Origin of the sequence: Pseudomonas sp. Q1 (genome assembly GCF_009935975.1) — a bacterium.
Taxonomy (GTDB): Bacteria; Pseudomonadota; Gammaproteobacteria; order Pseudomonadales; family Pseudomonadaceae; genus Aquipseudomonas; species Aquipseudomonas palleroniana.
In genome coordinates this window covers 41,778-58,482 of record NZ_QODI01000003.1, presented here as the reverse complement: position 1 = coordinate 58,482, position 16,705 = coordinate 41,778, and the positions used below count along the sequence as shown (strand labels likewise).

At 61.8% G+C, this 16,705-nt stretch carries 13 protein-coding genes; 9 read left to right on the top strand and 4 right to left on the bottom strand.

The features are described from left to right. From DK870_RS05365 to DK870_RS05345, 5 genes are all read left to right on the top strand, one after another. Positions 1 to 750, top strand: a complete 750-nt coding sequence (locus DK870_RS05365; protein ID WP_161548197.1) for an SDR family NAD(P)-dependent oxidoreductase — start codon at positions 1 to 3, stop codon at positions 748 to 750. 13 nt (positions 751 to 763) lie between these two features. Then, positions 764 to 1,060, top strand: a complete 297-nt coding sequence (locus DK870_RS05360) for a hypothetical protein (protein ID WP_060754472.1) — start codon at positions 764 to 766, stop codon at positions 1,058 to 1,060. Next, positions 1,057 to 2,031 carry a GTP-binding protein gene (locus DK870_RS05355; RefSeq protein WP_161548196.1) on the top strand — a complete coding sequence of 325 codons (975 nt, stop codon included), beginning with the start codon at positions 1,057 to 1,059 and terminating at the stop codon, positions 2,029 to 2,031. Before DK870_RS05360 ends, DK870_RS05355 begins: the two co-directional genes overlap by 4 nt. Further along, entirely contained in the window at positions 2,028 to 3,203 is a 1,176-nt protein-coding gene (locus DK870_RS05350; protein WP_060754470.1) for a PotD/PotF family extracellular solute-binding protein, read from the top strand. Before DK870_RS05355 ends, DK870_RS05350 begins: the two co-directional genes overlap by 4 nt. Positions 3,204 to 3,410: 207 nt before the next feature. Next, a complete protein-coding gene (locus tag DK870_RS05345) occupies positions 3,411 to 5,765 on the top strand; it encodes a bifunctional diguanylate cyclase/phosphodiesterase (RefSeq protein WP_090366530.1) in 2,355 nt (784 codons plus the stop codon). A gap of 78 nt (positions 5,766 to 5,843) precedes the next feature. On the opposite strand, the gene DK870_RS05340 is transcribed toward DK870_RS05345, so the two are convergent. Together DK870_RS05340 and DK870_RS05335 are read right to left on the bottom strand one after the other, a co-directional pair. Next, positions 5,844 to 8,261: a glucose/quinate/shikimate family membrane-bound PQQ-dependent dehydrogenase gene (locus tag DK870_RS05340; RefSeq protein WP_161548195.1), complete on the bottom strand. Its 2,418-nt coding sequence runs from the start codon at positions 8,259 to 8,261 to the stop codon at positions 5,844 to 5,846. Between the two features lie 438 nt (positions 8,262 to 8,699). Beyond that, on the bottom strand, positions 8,700 to 10,718 hold the full coding sequence (locus DK870_RS05335; protein WP_161548194.1) for a TonB-dependent receptor: 2,019 nt from the start codon (positions 10,716 to 10,718) through the stop codon (positions 8,700 to 8,702). 213 nt (positions 10,719 to 10,931) lie between these two features. Between DK870_RS05335 and DK870_RS05330 the strand changes: the two genes are divergently transcribed. Both DK870_RS05330 and DK870_RS05325 read left to right on the top strand, forming a co-directional pair. Continuing rightward, positions 10,932 to 11,165 (top strand): VF530 family DNA-binding protein, encoded by a 234-nt coding sequence (locus tag DK870_RS05330; protein WP_060754466.1) that lies wholly within the window; start codon positions 10,932 to 10,934, stop codon positions 11,163 to 11,165. Between the two features lie 4 nt (positions 11,166 to 11,169). Next, positions 11,170 to 11,793 carry a Pr6Pr family membrane protein gene (locus tag DK870_RS05325; protein ID WP_161548193.1) on the top strand — a complete coding sequence of 208 codons (624 nt, stop codon included), beginning with the start codon at positions 11,170 to 11,172 and terminating at the stop codon, positions 11,791 to 11,793. Position 11,794: 1 nt separating this feature from the next. Here the strand turns inward: DK870_RS05325 and DK870_RS05320 are convergent, their stop codons facing one another. Beyond that, positions 11,795 to 12,562 carry a siderophore-interacting protein gene (locus DK870_RS05320; RefSeq protein WP_161548192.1) on the bottom strand — a complete coding sequence of 256 codons (768 nt, stop codon included), beginning with the start codon at positions 12,560 to 12,562 and terminating at the stop codon, positions 11,795 to 11,797. Beyond that, the gene (locus tag DK870_RS05315) at positions 12,559 to 13,101 is read right to left on the bottom strand and encodes a PadR family transcriptional regulator (RefSeq protein WP_060754463.1); all 543 of its coding nucleotides are present in this window, start codon (positions 13,099 to 13,101) and stop codon (positions 12,559 to 12,561) included. Before DK870_RS05315 ends, DK870_RS05320 begins: the two co-directional genes overlap by 4 nt. A gap of 453 nt (positions 13,102 to 13,554) precedes the next feature. Between DK870_RS05315 and DK870_RS05310 the strand changes: the two genes are divergently transcribed. Together DK870_RS05310 and DK870_RS05305 are read left to right on the top strand one after the other, a co-directional pair. After that, positions 13,555 to 14,055, top strand: coding sequence for a CS1 type fimbrial major subunit (locus DK870_RS05310; RefSeq protein WP_060754462.1), 501 nt, complete (start codon positions 13,555 to 13,557; stop codon positions 14,053 to 14,055). A 119-nt stretch (positions 14,056 to 14,174) separates the two neighbouring features. Then, on the top strand, positions 14,175 to 16,697 hold the full coding sequence (locus DK870_RS05305) for a TcfC E-set like domain-containing protein (RefSeq protein ID WP_161548191.1): 2,523 nt from the start codon (positions 14,175 to 14,177) through the stop codon (positions 16,695 to 16,697). The last annotated feature ends 8 nt before the right edge of the window (positions 16,698 to 16,705 follow it).

Sequence of the window (16,705 nt, the reverse complement as noted above, 5' to 3'; positions counted from 1 at the left end):
ATGCCTCAACTGACCAACCGCCGCGCCGTGATCACCGGCGCCGGCAGCGGTATCGGTGCCGCCATCGCCCGGGCCTATGCCGCTGAAGGTGCGCGCCTCTTGCTGGCCGACCGCAATGCCGCAAGCCTGGCCGAAACCGCGATCACCTGCCGCAACCTCGGCGCCGAGGTCGTCGAATGCCTGGCCGATGTCGGCTGCGTCGACGGCGCACAGGCCAGTGTCGACCGTTGCGTCGAGCATTTTGGTGGCATCGATATTCTGGTGAACAACGCCGGCATGCTCACCCAGGCGCGCTGCGTCGACCTCACCCTTGAAATGTGGAACGACATGCTGCGCGTCGACCTCACCAGTGTGTTCGTCGCCAGCCAGCGTGCCTTGCCGCATATGCTCGCGCAGCGCTGGGGGCGGATTATCAATGTGGCCTCGCAACTGGGGATCAAGGGCGGCGCCGAATTGACCCATTACGCAGCGGCCAAGGCTGGGGTGATCGGCTTTACCAAGTCCCTGGCGCTGGAAGTGGCCAAGGACAATGTGCTGGTCAACGCCATCGCCCCCGGCCCGATCGAAACCCCCCTGGTGGGCGGTATCAGCGATACCTGGAAACGCGCCAAGGCCGTCGAGTTGCCTCTGGGTCGCTTCGGTTTGGCCGATGAAGTGGCACCCGCCGCCGTGCTGCTCGCCAGCGAGCCGGGCGGCAACCTGTTCGTCGGCCAGACCCTGGGCCCGAACTCCGGCGACGTCATGCCATGAGCGGGGTGTAGCGATGTGTGGGCTCTGCGGCTTGCTCGGCGAAGACCTGCACTGGAGCGATCCCCTCGGCGATGAACTGCCCCGGCGCCGTGAGCGCCTGCGCCGGATCGCCGCGATCAATCAGGTGCTGGCGGTGTTTCGGCTCAAGGTCGAGGACTTCCAGGGCGCCTCTTACCTGCTGCTGGGCGCCACCGGCAAACAAGCCTTGGCCAGTGGCCTGGATGCATTGTGGCAGGCGGCTGAAGACATGCTCGGCCGACCGTTGGACCCGCTTGATCCACGCTTGCTGGAGTCTCTGGAGTCATCATGAGTATCGCCCTCAACGTTATCACCGGCTTCCTCGGCAGCGGCAAAACCACCTTGCTCAAGCGTCTGCTGCAGGGTGAAAGCCTGGGCGACACGGCTTTGCTGATCAATGAATTCGGCGATGTCGGCATTGATCATCTGTTGGTGGAGGAGGTCGCGCCGGACACCGTGCTGCTGCCCAGTGGCTGCGTCTGCTGTTCGATTCGCGGCGAGTTGAAAGAGGCCTTGCTCGGCCTGTGGCAACGCCGCGAGCGCGGTGAAATCCCCGCGTTCAAACGGGTGATCCTGGAAACCACCGGCCTGGCTGACCCGGCGCCGATCCTCGCCACGCTCAATAACGACGTGCAACTGCGCGGACGTTTCCATATTGGCTTGGTGGTCACCCTGGTGGACGCCAGCCACGCCGCGCTGCAGGAGCGCTTGCACCCCGAATGGCTGGCCCAGGTCGCGGCGGCGGATCGGCTGCTGCTGAGCAAAACCGACGTGGCGGGCGACTGTGCTCCTTTGCGCACGCATTTGCAGGCACTCAACGCCGGTACGCCGATCCTCACGACCCAGGACATTCACAGCGGCGACCAATTGCTGCTCGGTGAGGGCTTGCGCAGCGCTGAACCGGTTGTGGAGGTCAATCGCTGGCAGTTGCATCAAACCACCTCCGCCTCCCACGGTGCGGCGCAGGTGTGTTGCCTGACGTTCGAGCAACCGCTGGACTGGGTCGGTTTCGGGGTCTGGTTATCGATGCTGTTAAGATGCCATGGCGAACGAATCCTTCGCGTCAAAGGACTGCTCAACGTGAACGCAAGCTCGGCCCCTATCGTCATCCATGGCGTGCAGCATTGCCTGCATGCACCGGTCCATTTGCCTGCGTGGCCGGGCAGCGATCGGCAATCGCGCCTGGTCTTTATCCTGCGTGGGCTCGACCCGGCGCGGTTGCGTCACTCCTTTGAGGTGTTTTCACGGCGGTTCGCGGCATGATCACCCTACGTGTCCTCGGCACTTCGGTGACGCTGCTCGAATGCTTGCGGGTGCGTGCCGAACAGGAGCTGGGCATTCGCCTGGTGTACCAGGTGCACGATGTCGAACAGGCCCAGCGCATCGCGGTGATGCAGCCCGACAGCTACGACCTGTACGACCAGTGGTTCCACAACGTCGACTTCGTGTGGCCGGCGCGGGCGATCCAGCCCATCGACACCCGGCGGATTGCGCTGTGGCATGAGATCAACGACCTGCCCAAGCGTGGTCGTCTATCGGCCAATGACCGCCTGGGCAGTGGCAGCGTGCCGAGCGAGCGCCTGTTCGTGCAGCACGACGGCAGCCTTGGCAGCACGGTGACCGAGCGCATCAGCATGTTGCCGCTGACCCATAACGCCGACAGCTTCGCCTACCGTCCCGAACGCTTGCCCGAGGGTTTCAGCCACGGCAATGAAAGCTGGGGCTGGCTGCTCGACCCGGCGTGGCGTGCGCGCACCGCGCTGCAAAGCGATGCCGCCATCGGAGCCCTCGACGCGGCGCTGGCAGTGCAGGGCGCAGGGCTGGCGCAGTTCAAGGACATCGGCAACATGAGCATCGAAGAGATCGATGTGCTCGCCGATATCCTGGTGCGCAAGCAGAAGGAGGGGCATTTCGCCGCATTCTGGTCGGATGATGAAGAGGCGGCGCAATTGATGCTCAGCCCGAGTATCGATATCCAGAGCCTGTGGTCGCCGACCTTGATGCGCCTGCACCGCGCCGGCGTGAAATACCGCCTGGCCGTGCCCCGCGAAGGCTATCGCGCCTGGTTCGGCGGCTTGTCGCTGTCCCGTCATGCCCGGGGCCCGGTGTTGGATGCGGCCTATGCCTACCTCAATTGGTGGCTGTCCGGCTGGCCTGGGGCGGTGATGGCTCGCCAGGGCTACTACATCGGTAACCCGGCGCGCAGCCGTGATCATTTGACCTGCGCCGAATGGGATTACTGGTATGCCGGCAAGCCTGCGCGGGAAGAATTGCCGGGCAGCGATGGCTTGCCCTTGATCGATGTGGGCGAGGTGCGCGATGGCGGTTCTTATGAACAGCGCATGGGGCATGTTGCGGTGTGGAATTCGGTGATGGATGAGCACAACTACCTGGTGCGCCGCTGGGGGGACTTCATGCGCGCGCGGAGCGCTTAATCCGCACAGTCCTCAGTCGCCAATAAAATGACAGGAAAGTTCCAGGTTCTATTGGGTGTACTTATCCCAGGTCCCAGCTAATCTGCTAAAACACAACATTCGATCAGAGTGGACGTTTTTTTGACGCCAGATCAGCAGTCGCCAGGGAGGCGCATGACACAGGGACGGCTTGGCAGAGAGCGGCGAATACTGCCCGAGGGCACTGCGATGAAGTGGCGTCACACTTTTCAGACCCGCATTGCCGGGGTGTTGGCGCTGTTGCTGCTGGTGGTCGTTGCGGCCACTTACTTTGCCGTACAGGCCGCCACTACTCGTGCCGTGGAGAACCAGGCCGAGGTGCAGTTGGAAACCGGCCGCCAAGTGTTCGAGCGCCTGCTGGACCTGCGCGGGCGTCGGTTGCAATCCGGGCTGGACTGGCTCACCGCCGATGGCCCGTTCATGCAGGCCGTCGCCGCCGGCCGCAGTGAACCTATCCTGGCCGAGTTGCGTCGGCATGGCGGCGGTATCAGTTCCAGCGAGGTGTTCGTGCTGGACCTGGAGGGGCAGGTCATGGTCAGTACCTTGCCGATACTCACCCGCGGTCAGCCTTTTCCCTATGACCATGCCTTGCGGCAGGCGCGACGCAGCGGGCTGCAGATGCTGATCGTGGCGATGGACGGGCAGCCTTACTTGCTGGTGCAGGATGTGGTCCTCGACCCGCAGCCCATCGCCCGAGTGGTCATGGGTTTTCCCATGGACACGTTGTTCGCCAATGAGCTGCGCTCCATGAGCAACCTGGAGGTGTCCTTCCTCAGCGTGCAGGACGGCCAGGTCGGCCGCCTGTTCACCACTCAGCCCTACGAGTACCAGGCCAGCATCATCGAACGGCTGCGTGACGTGCACTTGAACCCCGAAGCGCAGGTCGGCGTGTTTCATGGCAAGCGTGTACTCAGCCAGGTTCTGCCGCTGGCCAATACCGGTGATGGCGATGAGGTGCGCGTCTTGCTGCAAAGCCCGCTGGACCACGCCCTGGAATCCTTTGCGCCGCTGGACCGGCAATTTCTCGGGATTGCCCTGGCCGTGCTGCTGGTAGCACTGGCGGCCGCGCTGTTCCTGGCGCGCCGCGTATCGCGGCCACTTGATGCGTTGGTAGCGGCGGCCGGGCGGATTGGGGCCGGTGACTATCGCACCGCCGTACGGGTTCGCAGCCACGACGAGTTCGGCTTGCTGGCCCGGGCCTTCAATGCGATGCAAAGCGGTATCGCCGTGCGTGAGCGGCAGTTGGCCCACAATGCCCTGCACGACCCGCTCACCGGTCTGCCCAATCGCGCCCTGGCCATGGAGCGCCTGGGCAGTGCGATCAGCGCCCGACGCCCGGTGGTGTTGTTATATATCGGCATTGAAAACTACCGGGTGATCAACGAAGGCTTCGGCCCTGAAGGTGTCGAGGACATGCTGCGCGAAGCCAGCCGCTGCTTGTCCATGAGCCTGCTGGCCAGCGACACGGCCGCGCGCATTGCCGGCAGCGAGTTTCTGCTGCTGTTGGAAAACACCGAGATCGACCGCGCCGTGGCCCGTGCCGACCACCTGTATGGGCTGCTCACCGAGCCCCAGCGCATCGGCCATGACGAAGTGCGCCATGAGGTCAGTATCGGCATCGCCGCTTACCCCGCCGACGGCCAGCAGGTGGACGAGTTGATCAGCCGCGCCGCCATCGCCCGGCATGACGCGGCGGCCTCGCCGGGCTACTTGCAGATCTACCAGCAGGACCGCGACTTGGCCCACCAGCGCCAGATCACCCTGATCCGCGATCTGCGCCGTGCGGTGATCGAGGGCGAATTGTTCCTGTGCTACCAGCCCAAGCTCGACCTCAACCAGGGCCACGTGCGCCAGGCGGAAGCGCTGTTACGCTGGCAGCATCCGACTCTGGGCCTGGTGTCGCCCAGCGAGTTCATCCCCTTGGCCGAGCGCACCGGCAGCATGGGCGCCCTGACTCTGTGGGTGATCGAAGAGGCAGTGCGGCAAATCGCCGAGTGGGGGCAACGGGGCTTGCCTATGCAGGTGTCGGTGAATATTTCCGTGGATGATCTGGCCGATGATGACCTGGCCATCCGCGTCACCGCCTTGCTGATGCAATACGAGGTGGCGGCCGAGCGGCTGATCTTTGAAATCACCGAAAGCGCGATCATGCATAACCCGCAGCAGGCGCTCAGCGTGCTGGAACAGCTGCGTGGTTGCGGCATCAGCTTGTCGGTGGATGATTTCGGCACGGGTTATTCGTCGCTGGCGCAATTGCAGCGCCTGCCGGTGCAGGAATTGAAGATCGACCAATCGTTTGTGCGCAACCTCGACAGCACCACCGGTGACGGTGTGATCGTGCGCTCGACCATCGAGATGAGCCACAACCTGGGGCTCAAGGTGGTCGCCGAGGGCGTGGAATTCGAGCCCAGCCTGAAATTGCTCAAGCAGTGGAAGTGCGACACCGCCCAGGGCTACCTGATCGGCCGGCCGTTGAATGCCATGGCGTTCGAGATGTGGATGCGGCGTTGCGGCCCGATGTGGGAGGGGGCTTGTTCCCGATAGCGATGTGCCAGCCAAAAAAGATTCAGCTGAAAGACCGCCATCGGGAGCAAGCCCCCTCTCACAGGCTACCGGGATTGCTTAGTCCGGCAGTTTGAACGCCATCACATAGTCACCCTGCTTGGTGCCCAGGGAGCCGTGACCGCCGGCCATGACCAGCACGTATTGCTTGCCGTCCTTGCCGGTGTAGGTCATCGGTGTGGTTTGCGCGCCTGCAGGCAGGCGGCCTTCCCACAGTTGCTTGCCGTTTTTCACGTCATAGGCACGCAGGTACTGGTCCAGGGTGCCGCTGAGGAACGCTACGCCACCGGCGGTGGTGAACGTACCACCCAGGCTTGGCACGCCCATGGTCAGTGGGACCGGAACCGGCGAGCTGTCGCGCACGGTGCCGTTTTTATGCATCCAGATGGTTTGGTGGGTGGTCAGGTCGACCGCTGCCACGTAACCCCAGGCCGGAGCCTGGCACGGCAGGCCCATCGGCGACAGCAGCGCTTCGAGGATCACGCCATACGGTGCGCCTTTGTTCGGCTGCACGCCTTGGGTTTCGCTGACGCGTGGGCCTTGCTTGGCGATGTCGGCAGCCGGGATCAGTTTCGATTTGAACGCCATGTAGCTCGGGTTCACGAATGCGATCTGGCGGACCGGGTCGACGGAGAGACCACCCCAGTCGAACACACCGAAGTTACCGGGGTACACGATCGAGCCTTGCAGCGATGGCGGCGTGAATGGGCCGTCGTAGCGCATCGACTTGAAATCGATCCGGCAGATCAGTTGGTCAAACGGCGTCACACCCCACATGTCGCGCTCTTTGAGCGGCGGTGGCATGAAGTTCAGGTCGGACTTCGGTTGAGTCGGGGAGGTGTGATCGCCGGCCACTGCGCCTTGCGGTACAGGGATTTCATTGATCGGCACTACCGGTTGGCCGTTGCTGCGGTCCAGCACGTAGATGCTGCCTTGCTTGGTCGATGCCATTACCGCTTGCTTGACGCCGTCGGCGGTCTTGATGTCGATCAGGCTTGGCTGGCCGCCCACGTCCATGTCCCACAAGTCATGGTGAGTGAACTGGAAAGTCCACTTCACGTGGCCGGTGTCGATATCCAGTGCGGTCAGGCCGGCGCTGTATTTCTCAGAGGCCGGGGTACGGTCGCCGCCATACTGGTCGGGCATCTGGTTGCCCATTGGCAGGTACAACATGCCAAGCTTTTCATCGACGCTGAACATGGACCACATGTTCGGCGAGTTGCGGGTGTAGGTTTTGCCTTCGGCCAACGGGGTGGTGTCGTCCGGGTTGCCGCTGTCCCAGTTCCACACCAGCTTGCCGGTGTGTACGTCGAACGCGCGGATCACACCGCTTGGCTCGTCGGTCGAGACGTTGTCGGTCACGTGACCGCCGATCACGACCAGGTTCTTGGTCACGGCCGGAGGCGAAGTTGAGTAGTAACCGCCTGGAGCGAAGCTGCCGATGTTGGCACGCAGGTCGACCTGGCCTTTGTCACCGAAGTCTTCGCACATCTTGCCGGTGTCGGCGTTCAGGGCGATCAGGCGGGTGTCGGCAGTCGGCACGAAAATGCGTTTCGGGCATACGGCGCTGACCGGCGCTGGGCTCGCGCTGCCGGTAGGGCTCTGCTCGGAAGCGTACACGGCGTCATCGTGATACGACACGCCACGGCAGGTCATGTGCGCCCAACCTTTGAAGTTTGCCGCACCTTCGGTGCTCAGCTTCGGGTCGAAACGCCAGATTTCCTTACCGGTGTCCGGGTCCAGGGCAATCACCTGGCTGTGCGGGGTGCATACATAGAGCATGCCGTTGACTTTCAGCGGGGTGTTTTCCGCGGTGGTTTCACCGGGGTCGCCAGGGCCGGGGATGTCACCGGTACGGTAGGTCCAGGCCGGCACCAGCTTGTGCGCGTTTTCCGGGGTGATCTGGGCCAGTGGCGAGTAACGATCACCGAAGGCCGAACGGCCATAGGAGTTCCATTCACCGTCGGCCTGGCTCGGCGCTGCGCTGGCCATGCCAGGTACGGCGTCACGGTCCAGTTGGCCGGTCTTGACCATTTCACCCGGGTTGGTGAATTGGCTGGCCAGCGCCGTTGCACCGGCCAATACCACGGCCACGCTCAGTGCCCCAGTGCCCAGCGGCGCCGCTTGGCCGCGCAGCAGCGGGCGACGGAACCACGGGAGCAACATGACGATGCCCAAGGCGAACAACAGCGCCAGGCGCGGCACCAATTGCCACCAGTCCAGGCCGACTTCCCAGAGCGCCCACACGGTGCTGGCGAACAGCACCAGTGCGTACAGGCCCAGCGCAGCGCGGCGAGTAGCCAGCAGCAGCACGCCGGTCAGGGCGATGCCGATACCGGCCAGCAGGTAGTACAGCGACCCGCCGAGCATGCTCAGCTTGACGCCACCGGCCAGCAAGGCCAGGCCCATGATCAGCAGCAAGACGCCTAGCAGCCTGGGCAGCAGGCGGCTTGGGCTTGAGGCACCATCAGTGCTCATAGTGTGTTTCTCCGTTACGTTGGAATTATGTAACCCCGTGCTTCACTGTAGATGACGATTCAGCGCGGGCTTGGTTCATCGTTGTTTTTGGTTTTTCTGGGGTGCAGCGGGGTTATCCACAGGCGGGTGATTTATTCCCAGGCGCAGGTCGGGGTAAGACAGCGCTGTCTTTAAAAAGGAAAAAATTCGGCAAGATGGGGTCGACCGCAGGCGTGAAACGTTTCAGTTTATTGCGGGCAAGGATAATGCGGCGGCGAAACAAGAGAAAGCATGAATCGCAAGATGCATCGTTTCAGTTTTGGTAACAGTGACTAAATGTCGCTGCAAAAACAGGATGAAAAAAGGGGGCTGCTGATGGCGGTGGTTCAGTCATTGGCTACAACGACTGGAACTGCGTCATCGGGAGCAAGCCCCCTTTCACAGGGTTTGGCTGTGGTTTTAGAAGGTGGTGCGGATGCCCAATTGCACACTGCGCCCTGGAGCCGGTGCGATATCACGCAGAATCGAGCTGGCATAGCGTACGGTCTGGTTGGTCAGGTTTTCGCCGTTCACAAACGCCAGCCACTCGCTGCCGCCCACATTGAAGCGGTAACCCGCGCTGGCGCCCAAGGTGGTGTAGCCATCGGTGCCGCTTTCGTTAGCCGGCACACGGCCTTGACCCGCTGCATGTTCCACATCGATGCGTGCCTGCCAGCGGTCCAGTTCCCACAGCAAACCGCTGTTCAAACGCAGCGGCGCGATGCGTGGCAAGGCTTCGCCGGTGTCCAGGTTGGTGGCGCGGGTGTAATCGCCCGACAATTCCAGCGCGAATTTGCCGTAGGCACCTTCGCCCAACTTCCAGTGATCCTGGGCTTCGAAGCCGGCGAAACGTGCGCGTACGCCGGAGTATTTGTACTCAGGGATCCCGCCGGCGTCTTCTTCACCTTCATCGTTCAGCGTGCGACCGCTGCCCAGCAAACCGATGTAGTTGGAGAAGCGGCTGTAGAACACGCCAAAGCTGCCCTTGTGGGTACCGTTGTCAAAACGCAGGGCCAGGTCGCTGGACACGGCTTTTTCTTTCGACAGGTTGGCATCGCCCACTTCGTAAGTGCCGGTGGCGACATGGGCGCCGTTGGCGTACAGCTCGTAGAATGTCGGGGCGCGCTCGGTGTAGCCCAGCGTGGCGGCCAGGGACCACACCGGCGTGAGGCTATACACCGCGCCTGATGACAGGCTGCCCGCGTTGAAGTCATTGGAGTGGTCGGCATTGGCGAAACGTGCGTTGCCTTTGGCATCCGGGTCGATGTGCGTGTGTTCCAGGCGCCCGCCGAGGCTGAGTTTCAGGCGCTCGGTGGCTTGCATTTCTTCGAGGATGAACAGCGCGCCGGCGTTGGTATCGGTCTGTGGCACGAAGGCTTCTTCGCCGAGGGCCGAGAACTCGTTGCGACTCACCTGGGCACCGACCACACCCTCGAACGGACCGATAGGCAGGTGACGGCCCTCGACCCGCGCTTCATAGCCCTTGTTCTTGAAGGTGGTGCCGGTTTCGCCGCCTTCAATCTCCCGGTGCTGGTAGTCGGTATACCCCGCGTCGACCTTCACCGAACTGAACGGGCCTTGCAGGTTGCGCAACTCGGAGGCAAAGGCGTAATGATCCTGCTTCATGCGGATACGCACGTCCTGCTCGGCGGGTGAGCCGTAGTTGCTGTCGTAGTTGCTGTAGGACAGGCCGGCATAACCGTCGTCCCAAGTGTAGGAACCCCCCAGCGCACCGCCGTCCTGGCGCCCGCTGCTGTTGCCCAGGCGGCCCTCTTTGCCAGGGCCGTCTTCACTTTCAGGGGCGTGACGGCTGCGTGCATAACCCGGGATTTTCAGGTCATTGAATTCCCGTGCATTGGCATCCAGATGCAAGGCGAAGGTGCCATTCCCGGCCTCCAGTTTGCCCGCGCTGCTGCGGGTGGTGTCGGCGCCGCCGTAGCGCAACTCTCCGGCACCGTGGATACCTTCGATGGCCTCGGTGGGGATGCGGTTGTCGAACGTGTTGACCACGCCCCCGATGGCACTGCCGCCGTACAGCAGCGCCGCCGGGCCGCGCACGATCTCGATGCGATCAACGTTGATCGGGTCCAGCGGCACGGCGTGGTCATAGGACAGGGACGAGGCATCCAGCGCGCCCACGCCATTGCGCAGGATGCGAATGCGGTCGCCATCCTGGCCACGAATGATCGGTCGGCTGGCGCCGGGGCCAAAGTACGAAGACGACACACCGGGTTGCTTGTTGAGGGTTTCGCCCAGGCTGCCTTTTTGTTGCAGGGTCAGGTCGTCGCCTGCGAGCACGGTGGTGGGCGAAGCGAGTTGCTCGCTGCCCAGCGGGTTGGCGGTGATGATTTGAGGTTGCAGCTCCAGGGCGTGGGTTTCGGAGCAGATCAACAAGGCGGCGGCGAGCGGGGTCAAGCGCCAGAGAGGGAAGAGGGACATCGGACATTCCTTGGCAAAACAGCGAAAAAGAGCAGGTTCAAGACGGTATCGAGATCATTACATTTGATATTTGTCGTTACAATATAACATCTCTTTTTCAGCTGGATAGCGGGAACTTTTCTCCGAGGGCTATATTCAATGCAGTGCTTCCACCTGTACGCCTCGTCGGCTAAGGTGCGCGGCTGTGTTTTCTCTTTTTGCAAAAGGCCTGGCATGACCGCGACAAGCAATGACCCGCTCCACGGTGTGACTCTGCAACATATCCTCACCACCCTGGTGGCACATTACGATTGGGCAGGCCTGGCCGAACGCATCGATATCCGCTGCTTCAAGAGCGATCCGAGTATCAAGTCGAGCCTGACGTTCCTGCGCAAAACCCCATGGGCGCGGGAGAAAGTCGAAGGGTTGTACGTGAAGCTGATGCGCACCAAACGCCCGCTGGATTGATCCCATGAAGCGCTTTGTGGCCACGGCGGCACTGGCCGGTTGGGTCGGGTTGGCGATTCAGCAGTACCTGATTTTCTATTCGCGCTGGCTCACCGATGCCAGCCTGTTGGGCGGGTTGATCAACTTTTTCAGTTTCTTCACGGTACTGACCAATACCCTGGTGGTCGTGGTGCTGAGCTATGCGCTGGTCAACCGGGATTCAGCGGCCAGGCGGTTTTTCCTGGCGCCTACGGTCAGCAGTGGGATCGCCGTGAGCATCATCGTGGTCAGCCTGGCCTACAACCTGTTGCTGCGGCATTTGTGGAGCCCTGCAGGCTTTCAATTCATCGCCGATGAACTGCTGCATGACGTGATGCCGGTGCTGTTTTTGATCTATTGGTGGCGGTGCGTGCCCAAGGGCCATTTGCGCCTAGGGCATATCGGCGCCTGGGTGATCTACCCACTGGTGTACTTCGGCTATGTGCTGCTGCGGGGCGATTTGCTCGGGCAGTATCAGTACCCGTTCATCGATGTCGGCACCCTGGGTTATCCACAAGTGTTTGTGAATGCCGGGGGGATTCTGGCGGGGTTTGTCGCGATCGCGCTGGCGGTGGTGGGGCTGGACAGACTCATCAAGCCCCACGCCTGATTCACTCCTCGTCGCTTCCGTCGGCACGCCAGTAGCCTACGGCCTTGAGGAATTCTTCATTGACCCGGTGCGTGTCCAGCAATACACGACGCACCTGGCGCGACAGTTTGCTTTCGGTCGCCACGAAGCTGTACAGCGAACCACTCGGCAGCGTCAGCGTGCGTACGGTTTCCAGCAGGTCATCCTGGCCACGGATCACCCAGATCACTTTTACGTCGGCAGCACTTTCGAGGGGTTGCCGTTCCGCCGCGTTGGCGATCTCGATCACCGCCAATACCTGGCGCCCGGCCGGCAGTTCTTCCAGGCGGCGGGCGATGGCGGGGAGGGCGGTTTCATCGCCGATCAACAGGTAGCTGTCGAACATATCCGGCACGATCATCGAGCCCCGAGGCCCACCGATATAGAGGTGCTGGCCGACCTGCGCCTGCTCTGCCCACGTCGAGGCAGGGCCGTCACCGTGCAGGACAAAGTCGATGTCCAGCTCGCCGATGCTCAGGTCGAAGCGCCGTGGCGTGTAGTCGCGCATGGCGGGCTGCGGGCCGTCGCCCTTGATCGTGAAGGTCGGGCTCTCCAGTGCTGCCTGTTCGGCGGCGTTCTGTGGGAACAGCAGCTTGATGTGATCGTCACTGCCCAGGCTGACAAAACCCGCCAGTTCGGGGCCGCCCAAGGTGATGCGGCGCATGCGCGGGGTGATATCCACCACCCTCAATACTTGCAGGCGGCGACGTTTGATTTCATGGGTAACGCGATGGATGGCTTGAGTATTCATTGAGCTTTCCCGTCGGCAATGGCTTGAGCGGTGCCATTGAGCAGCGCCGCGACACGAACGATTTCTTCCGGGCTCCAGCGCCCGTGGTGCGAATGCAAGGCATGGCGCAGGTTGTGTACCGCTTCGTGGATTTCCGGCGGGCGGTCGTGACCACGAAGCGAACGTTTGCTGACGTCCAGACGCATGCGTACACCCTCCAGGGCAACGGCTTGCTCGCTTAAGAAGAGACGACCGGCGTCGGTGATTGTGTAGCGTTTTTTTCCGCCTTCGGTGTCGCCGGTGATCAGTTCGCTCTCTTCCAGAAAGGTCAGGGTCGGGTAAATCACACCAGGGCTGGGGCTGTAGGTGCCATCGAACAGGCTTTCTATCTGGCGGATCAGGTCGTAGCCATGGCACGGCTGCTCAGCGATCAGCGCCGGCAGCAGCAATTTCAGGTCTCCGGGTGCAAATACCCGAGGGCCTCGGCCGCCGCGTTCGCGTCCTGGGCGTTTTTCGAAGCCGTCGTGATGATGGGGGTGGTGGGGATGATGCTCTCTCATGTGCTGGCTCTCCGTCTTGGTTAGATATAACGTAAGATATATCTTAAGATGGGCGCAAGCCTTTCGGACGAATGGCTACCTGTCGCTGTCGCTGCGTTTACGCGTGGCAGCAGCGTGAATTCATATCCGGAAAGAACTTTGTTAGTTGTATAAATGACGGGTTGTAATATTGTTCTGACGGAATGATCCACTAATAAAAAGCTTTCGTTTAATTATGAGTAGTTTTCTTCTTACAGCTAATTAATGAGTTTTGGCAAAGTGCCATATTTTTCCTATTGACTTGATCGTTGCCGGGCTACCCGATACGAGGAAATCACCTGCTTACGTGTTGGAAAACTCACGGGATACTTGTGTCGCGTTGAAACTTGCGAAGTTGTCAATGCACGTTATTGGAAACGCTAAAGCGCGTTCTGTAACGCCAACTCCTTTAAGTTAGAAAACAGGTATTCAGTCATGTTGAAAAAAATCGCCATTGCCTCGCCACTGGTTGCCGCTGTACTGGGTTCGTCCCTGGCGTTTGCCGCGGATGATGCGCGCACTTCCATCCAGATCAAGGCGGACATTCCCACCAAGCAGTTCCACGCCCAGCCGCTGGATCCCAACTTCGGTAAAGACGAAGTCATGAGCTACAACCCCGTCAGCGGTGAGCTGAGCTCGCTACGTGCAACCTTCAGCGTCAAACATACCGATGGCTCCGTGCACGCCTACATTGAAGGTGGCCCTACGGCAGCCGCGCTGTACAACGGCAGCAACAGTATTGCGCTGACCAACACCTTCAACGGCGTCGTGCTGACCGCCTCACCGCAAGAAGTGGTGGATGACCCGCAATCCACCCCAGGCACCCAGGCTGACCTGGTGATTACTCCGGCCAAACCGGCGGACAACCAGAACGGCCTGTACACCGCCAACTACACCGTGATCTTCGACGCTGTGCCGCGCGCGCCGGCACTGTAACGCCGCCGTGTCGTGGAGCGCCTGGTTGAGCGCCAGGCGTTGATGAAGGGGCGGTGGCCTGTCCTGGCCGCCGCCCCGTTTGACAGCTTCGGCTGTCCGTAAAAGTGAGTATTCCGTTCATGTTTCCGATGACGCCTATCGCGGGCGCCCTGGCGCTATCGCTGTGCGCCAGCGCACTGGCAGCGCCCTCAGCGCCTGGCACCACGCCGCGCAGCCTGTTGTCGCAATCCAAGGAGTTGCCCAGTGATTTCGAACAACACTTCTTCGATGTGCCGCTGGCCGTGCGCGTCGAACTCGATCAACAGTTTCTCGGCGAGGCGATGATCGTGCTGGGGCGGGATGATCGCATCACGTTACTGGCGTTCAGCGATGTTGCCGACAGTCAGTTTTCAGCCGGTGAACGCGATAATTGGCAACAACTCCTGCAACAGGGCATGCCCCTGGGAAGTTGTGAGCGAAGTTGCCCGTCGCAATTGTTGGCGGTGCACTACAGTATTGAAAATTCGTTGGTCTCGATCCTCACCGAAAACGTCGAGCGTAATGCCGAAGTCAAACGGTATTACGATCAGCCTGAAACAGGCAGCGTGGGCCTGATCCTGAATAATCAACTCAACCTCAACGGTGGCGCCGAGGAGCAACTCGGTGGGCGCTATGGCCTGGAAGCCAGCTCCAGCATCGGCAACTGGACCCAGGCGTTGAACCTGCAGTTGTCACGCCTCGGCGGCACCGACACCACTCTTTACCACGCTGTACACGAGCTTTTTAGCCAGCGCGAACTGCAAGGCCAATTCCTGCGCCTGGGTTATTTCACCCCAGGCTCCGACGGTCTGACCCGACAGATACGCGCGTTCGGCGCCAACCCCGACACCGCCGTGGGCGTGATGTATGGCAGCTCCGACAGCCTGCTGATCAACAACCCCAAGCCCAGCGTGTACCCGATCTATGTCACCGCCAGCCGCCAGGCCTCGGTAGAGATCTACCGCAACGGCTTGCTGCTTAACAGCCAGGCCGTGGCAGCCGGGTTGCAGACCCTCGACACTCGGCCACTCCCCGGCGGTATCTACGAGGTGGAAGTGCGCCTGGTCGAAGACGGCCGCACCACCTCCACCACCCAGGAACTGGTCTACAAACCCAACAACTGGCGCAACGCCGACGAGCGCTGGCGTTACAGCAGCTTCCTCGGGCGCGAGAGCAAACTGCTGAGCAACTGGGACGAACAGGCCAGCGGCTTCATGACCTATGGTGCCAGCGCCAACTACCTGGCCCATCCCCGGGTCATCCTGGGTTTGTCGACGCGCAAGGTGCGCGAGAAGCTGCAAAATGGCGTGTCGGTCGACTGGACCCTGGCCAACGCCACCAGCGTATATGCCAATGTCTACCAGACCCAGGATCACGGCACCGGCCTGGATATCCAGGGCCTGTACAGCTACGGCCATGGCAGCCTCGTGGCCAGCCACAACCGCAGCTGGCTCGACACGCGCCGCACCTATGAAACCTTGCCCGATGGCACGCGTGTGCGGCCGCGCAGCACCTTCGTCGGGCAGGCCAGCAATTCGTCGTTGTCGATCAACCATCGCCTGAGCAACAAGAGTTCGATCAACTCCCGGCTCTCCTACAGCCAGGGCAACATCGAAGGTCTCGGCCTGGACCTGGGCTGGAACCAGCGCGGTACGGTGTTGGGCAGCGATGCCAGTTGGCGTGTTTCGGTGTTCGATCGCCCGGCCACGGCCAGTACTGGCGACAAGCGCAACCGGGGTGTCGACATCAGCGTCAGCCTCGCCCTTGGGGGACCAGGCGAGCAATGGTCGGCCAGCCTCGGCACACGCACTGCGCGCGATGGCGGCCGCGACAACAATGGCTCGCTGACCTACCAGCGCAGTCTGGATGATCACTTCCTGCAGGGCGTCTCGGCCACGGCGACGGCGGATACCTATGGCGTCGGCTTGTCCGGTCGCAGCAGCTTCCAGACCGAAGCGCTCTACGGCGACGCATTCTTGCAGCGCTCCTCGTTCAACGACAAGCTCAGCGGCGGCCTGAACCTCAATAGCACCGTCGCCGTAGGCGCGCAAAACATGGTGCTCAGCAGCCAGTACCACACCGGAGGGGCCGGGATGATCGTGGATGTCGAGACCGACCTCGACGACATCACCCTGCGCGCCGATGACCTGGCCGGTGGCAGCGCCACCTTGCGCCCCGGGCGCAACTATGTGCCGATCACGGCTTATAAGAGCAGCACCCTGAGTTTTGACTTCGAAGGCAACCACCCACCGGCCGCCGCTATCCAGCCGGCGCGCAGCAACTACCACCTGAACAAGGGGGGGGTGGACTATCGCAAGATCAGTGTGATGCAAACCGTCACCGTGCTCGGACGGTTGCTCGATGCCCAGGGCAATCCGCTCAAGGGCCACCACGTGATCAACCACGCGAGCCGTGGGGTCAGCGAAGTGGACGGGTTCTTCTCCCTGGAGATGCACACCGGTACACCCACCCTGCAAGTGAGCTTTGCCAATCAATTGCTCTGCCAGTTCCGCGTGGACCCAGGCACCGCCCGCCGCGAAGGCGACGTGCTGATGATCGGCGACCTCAGCTGTACGCCGGACACCCTGGCCGATGTGGTGCATGGCACGCAAACCGCCGGTTGAAACCCTTT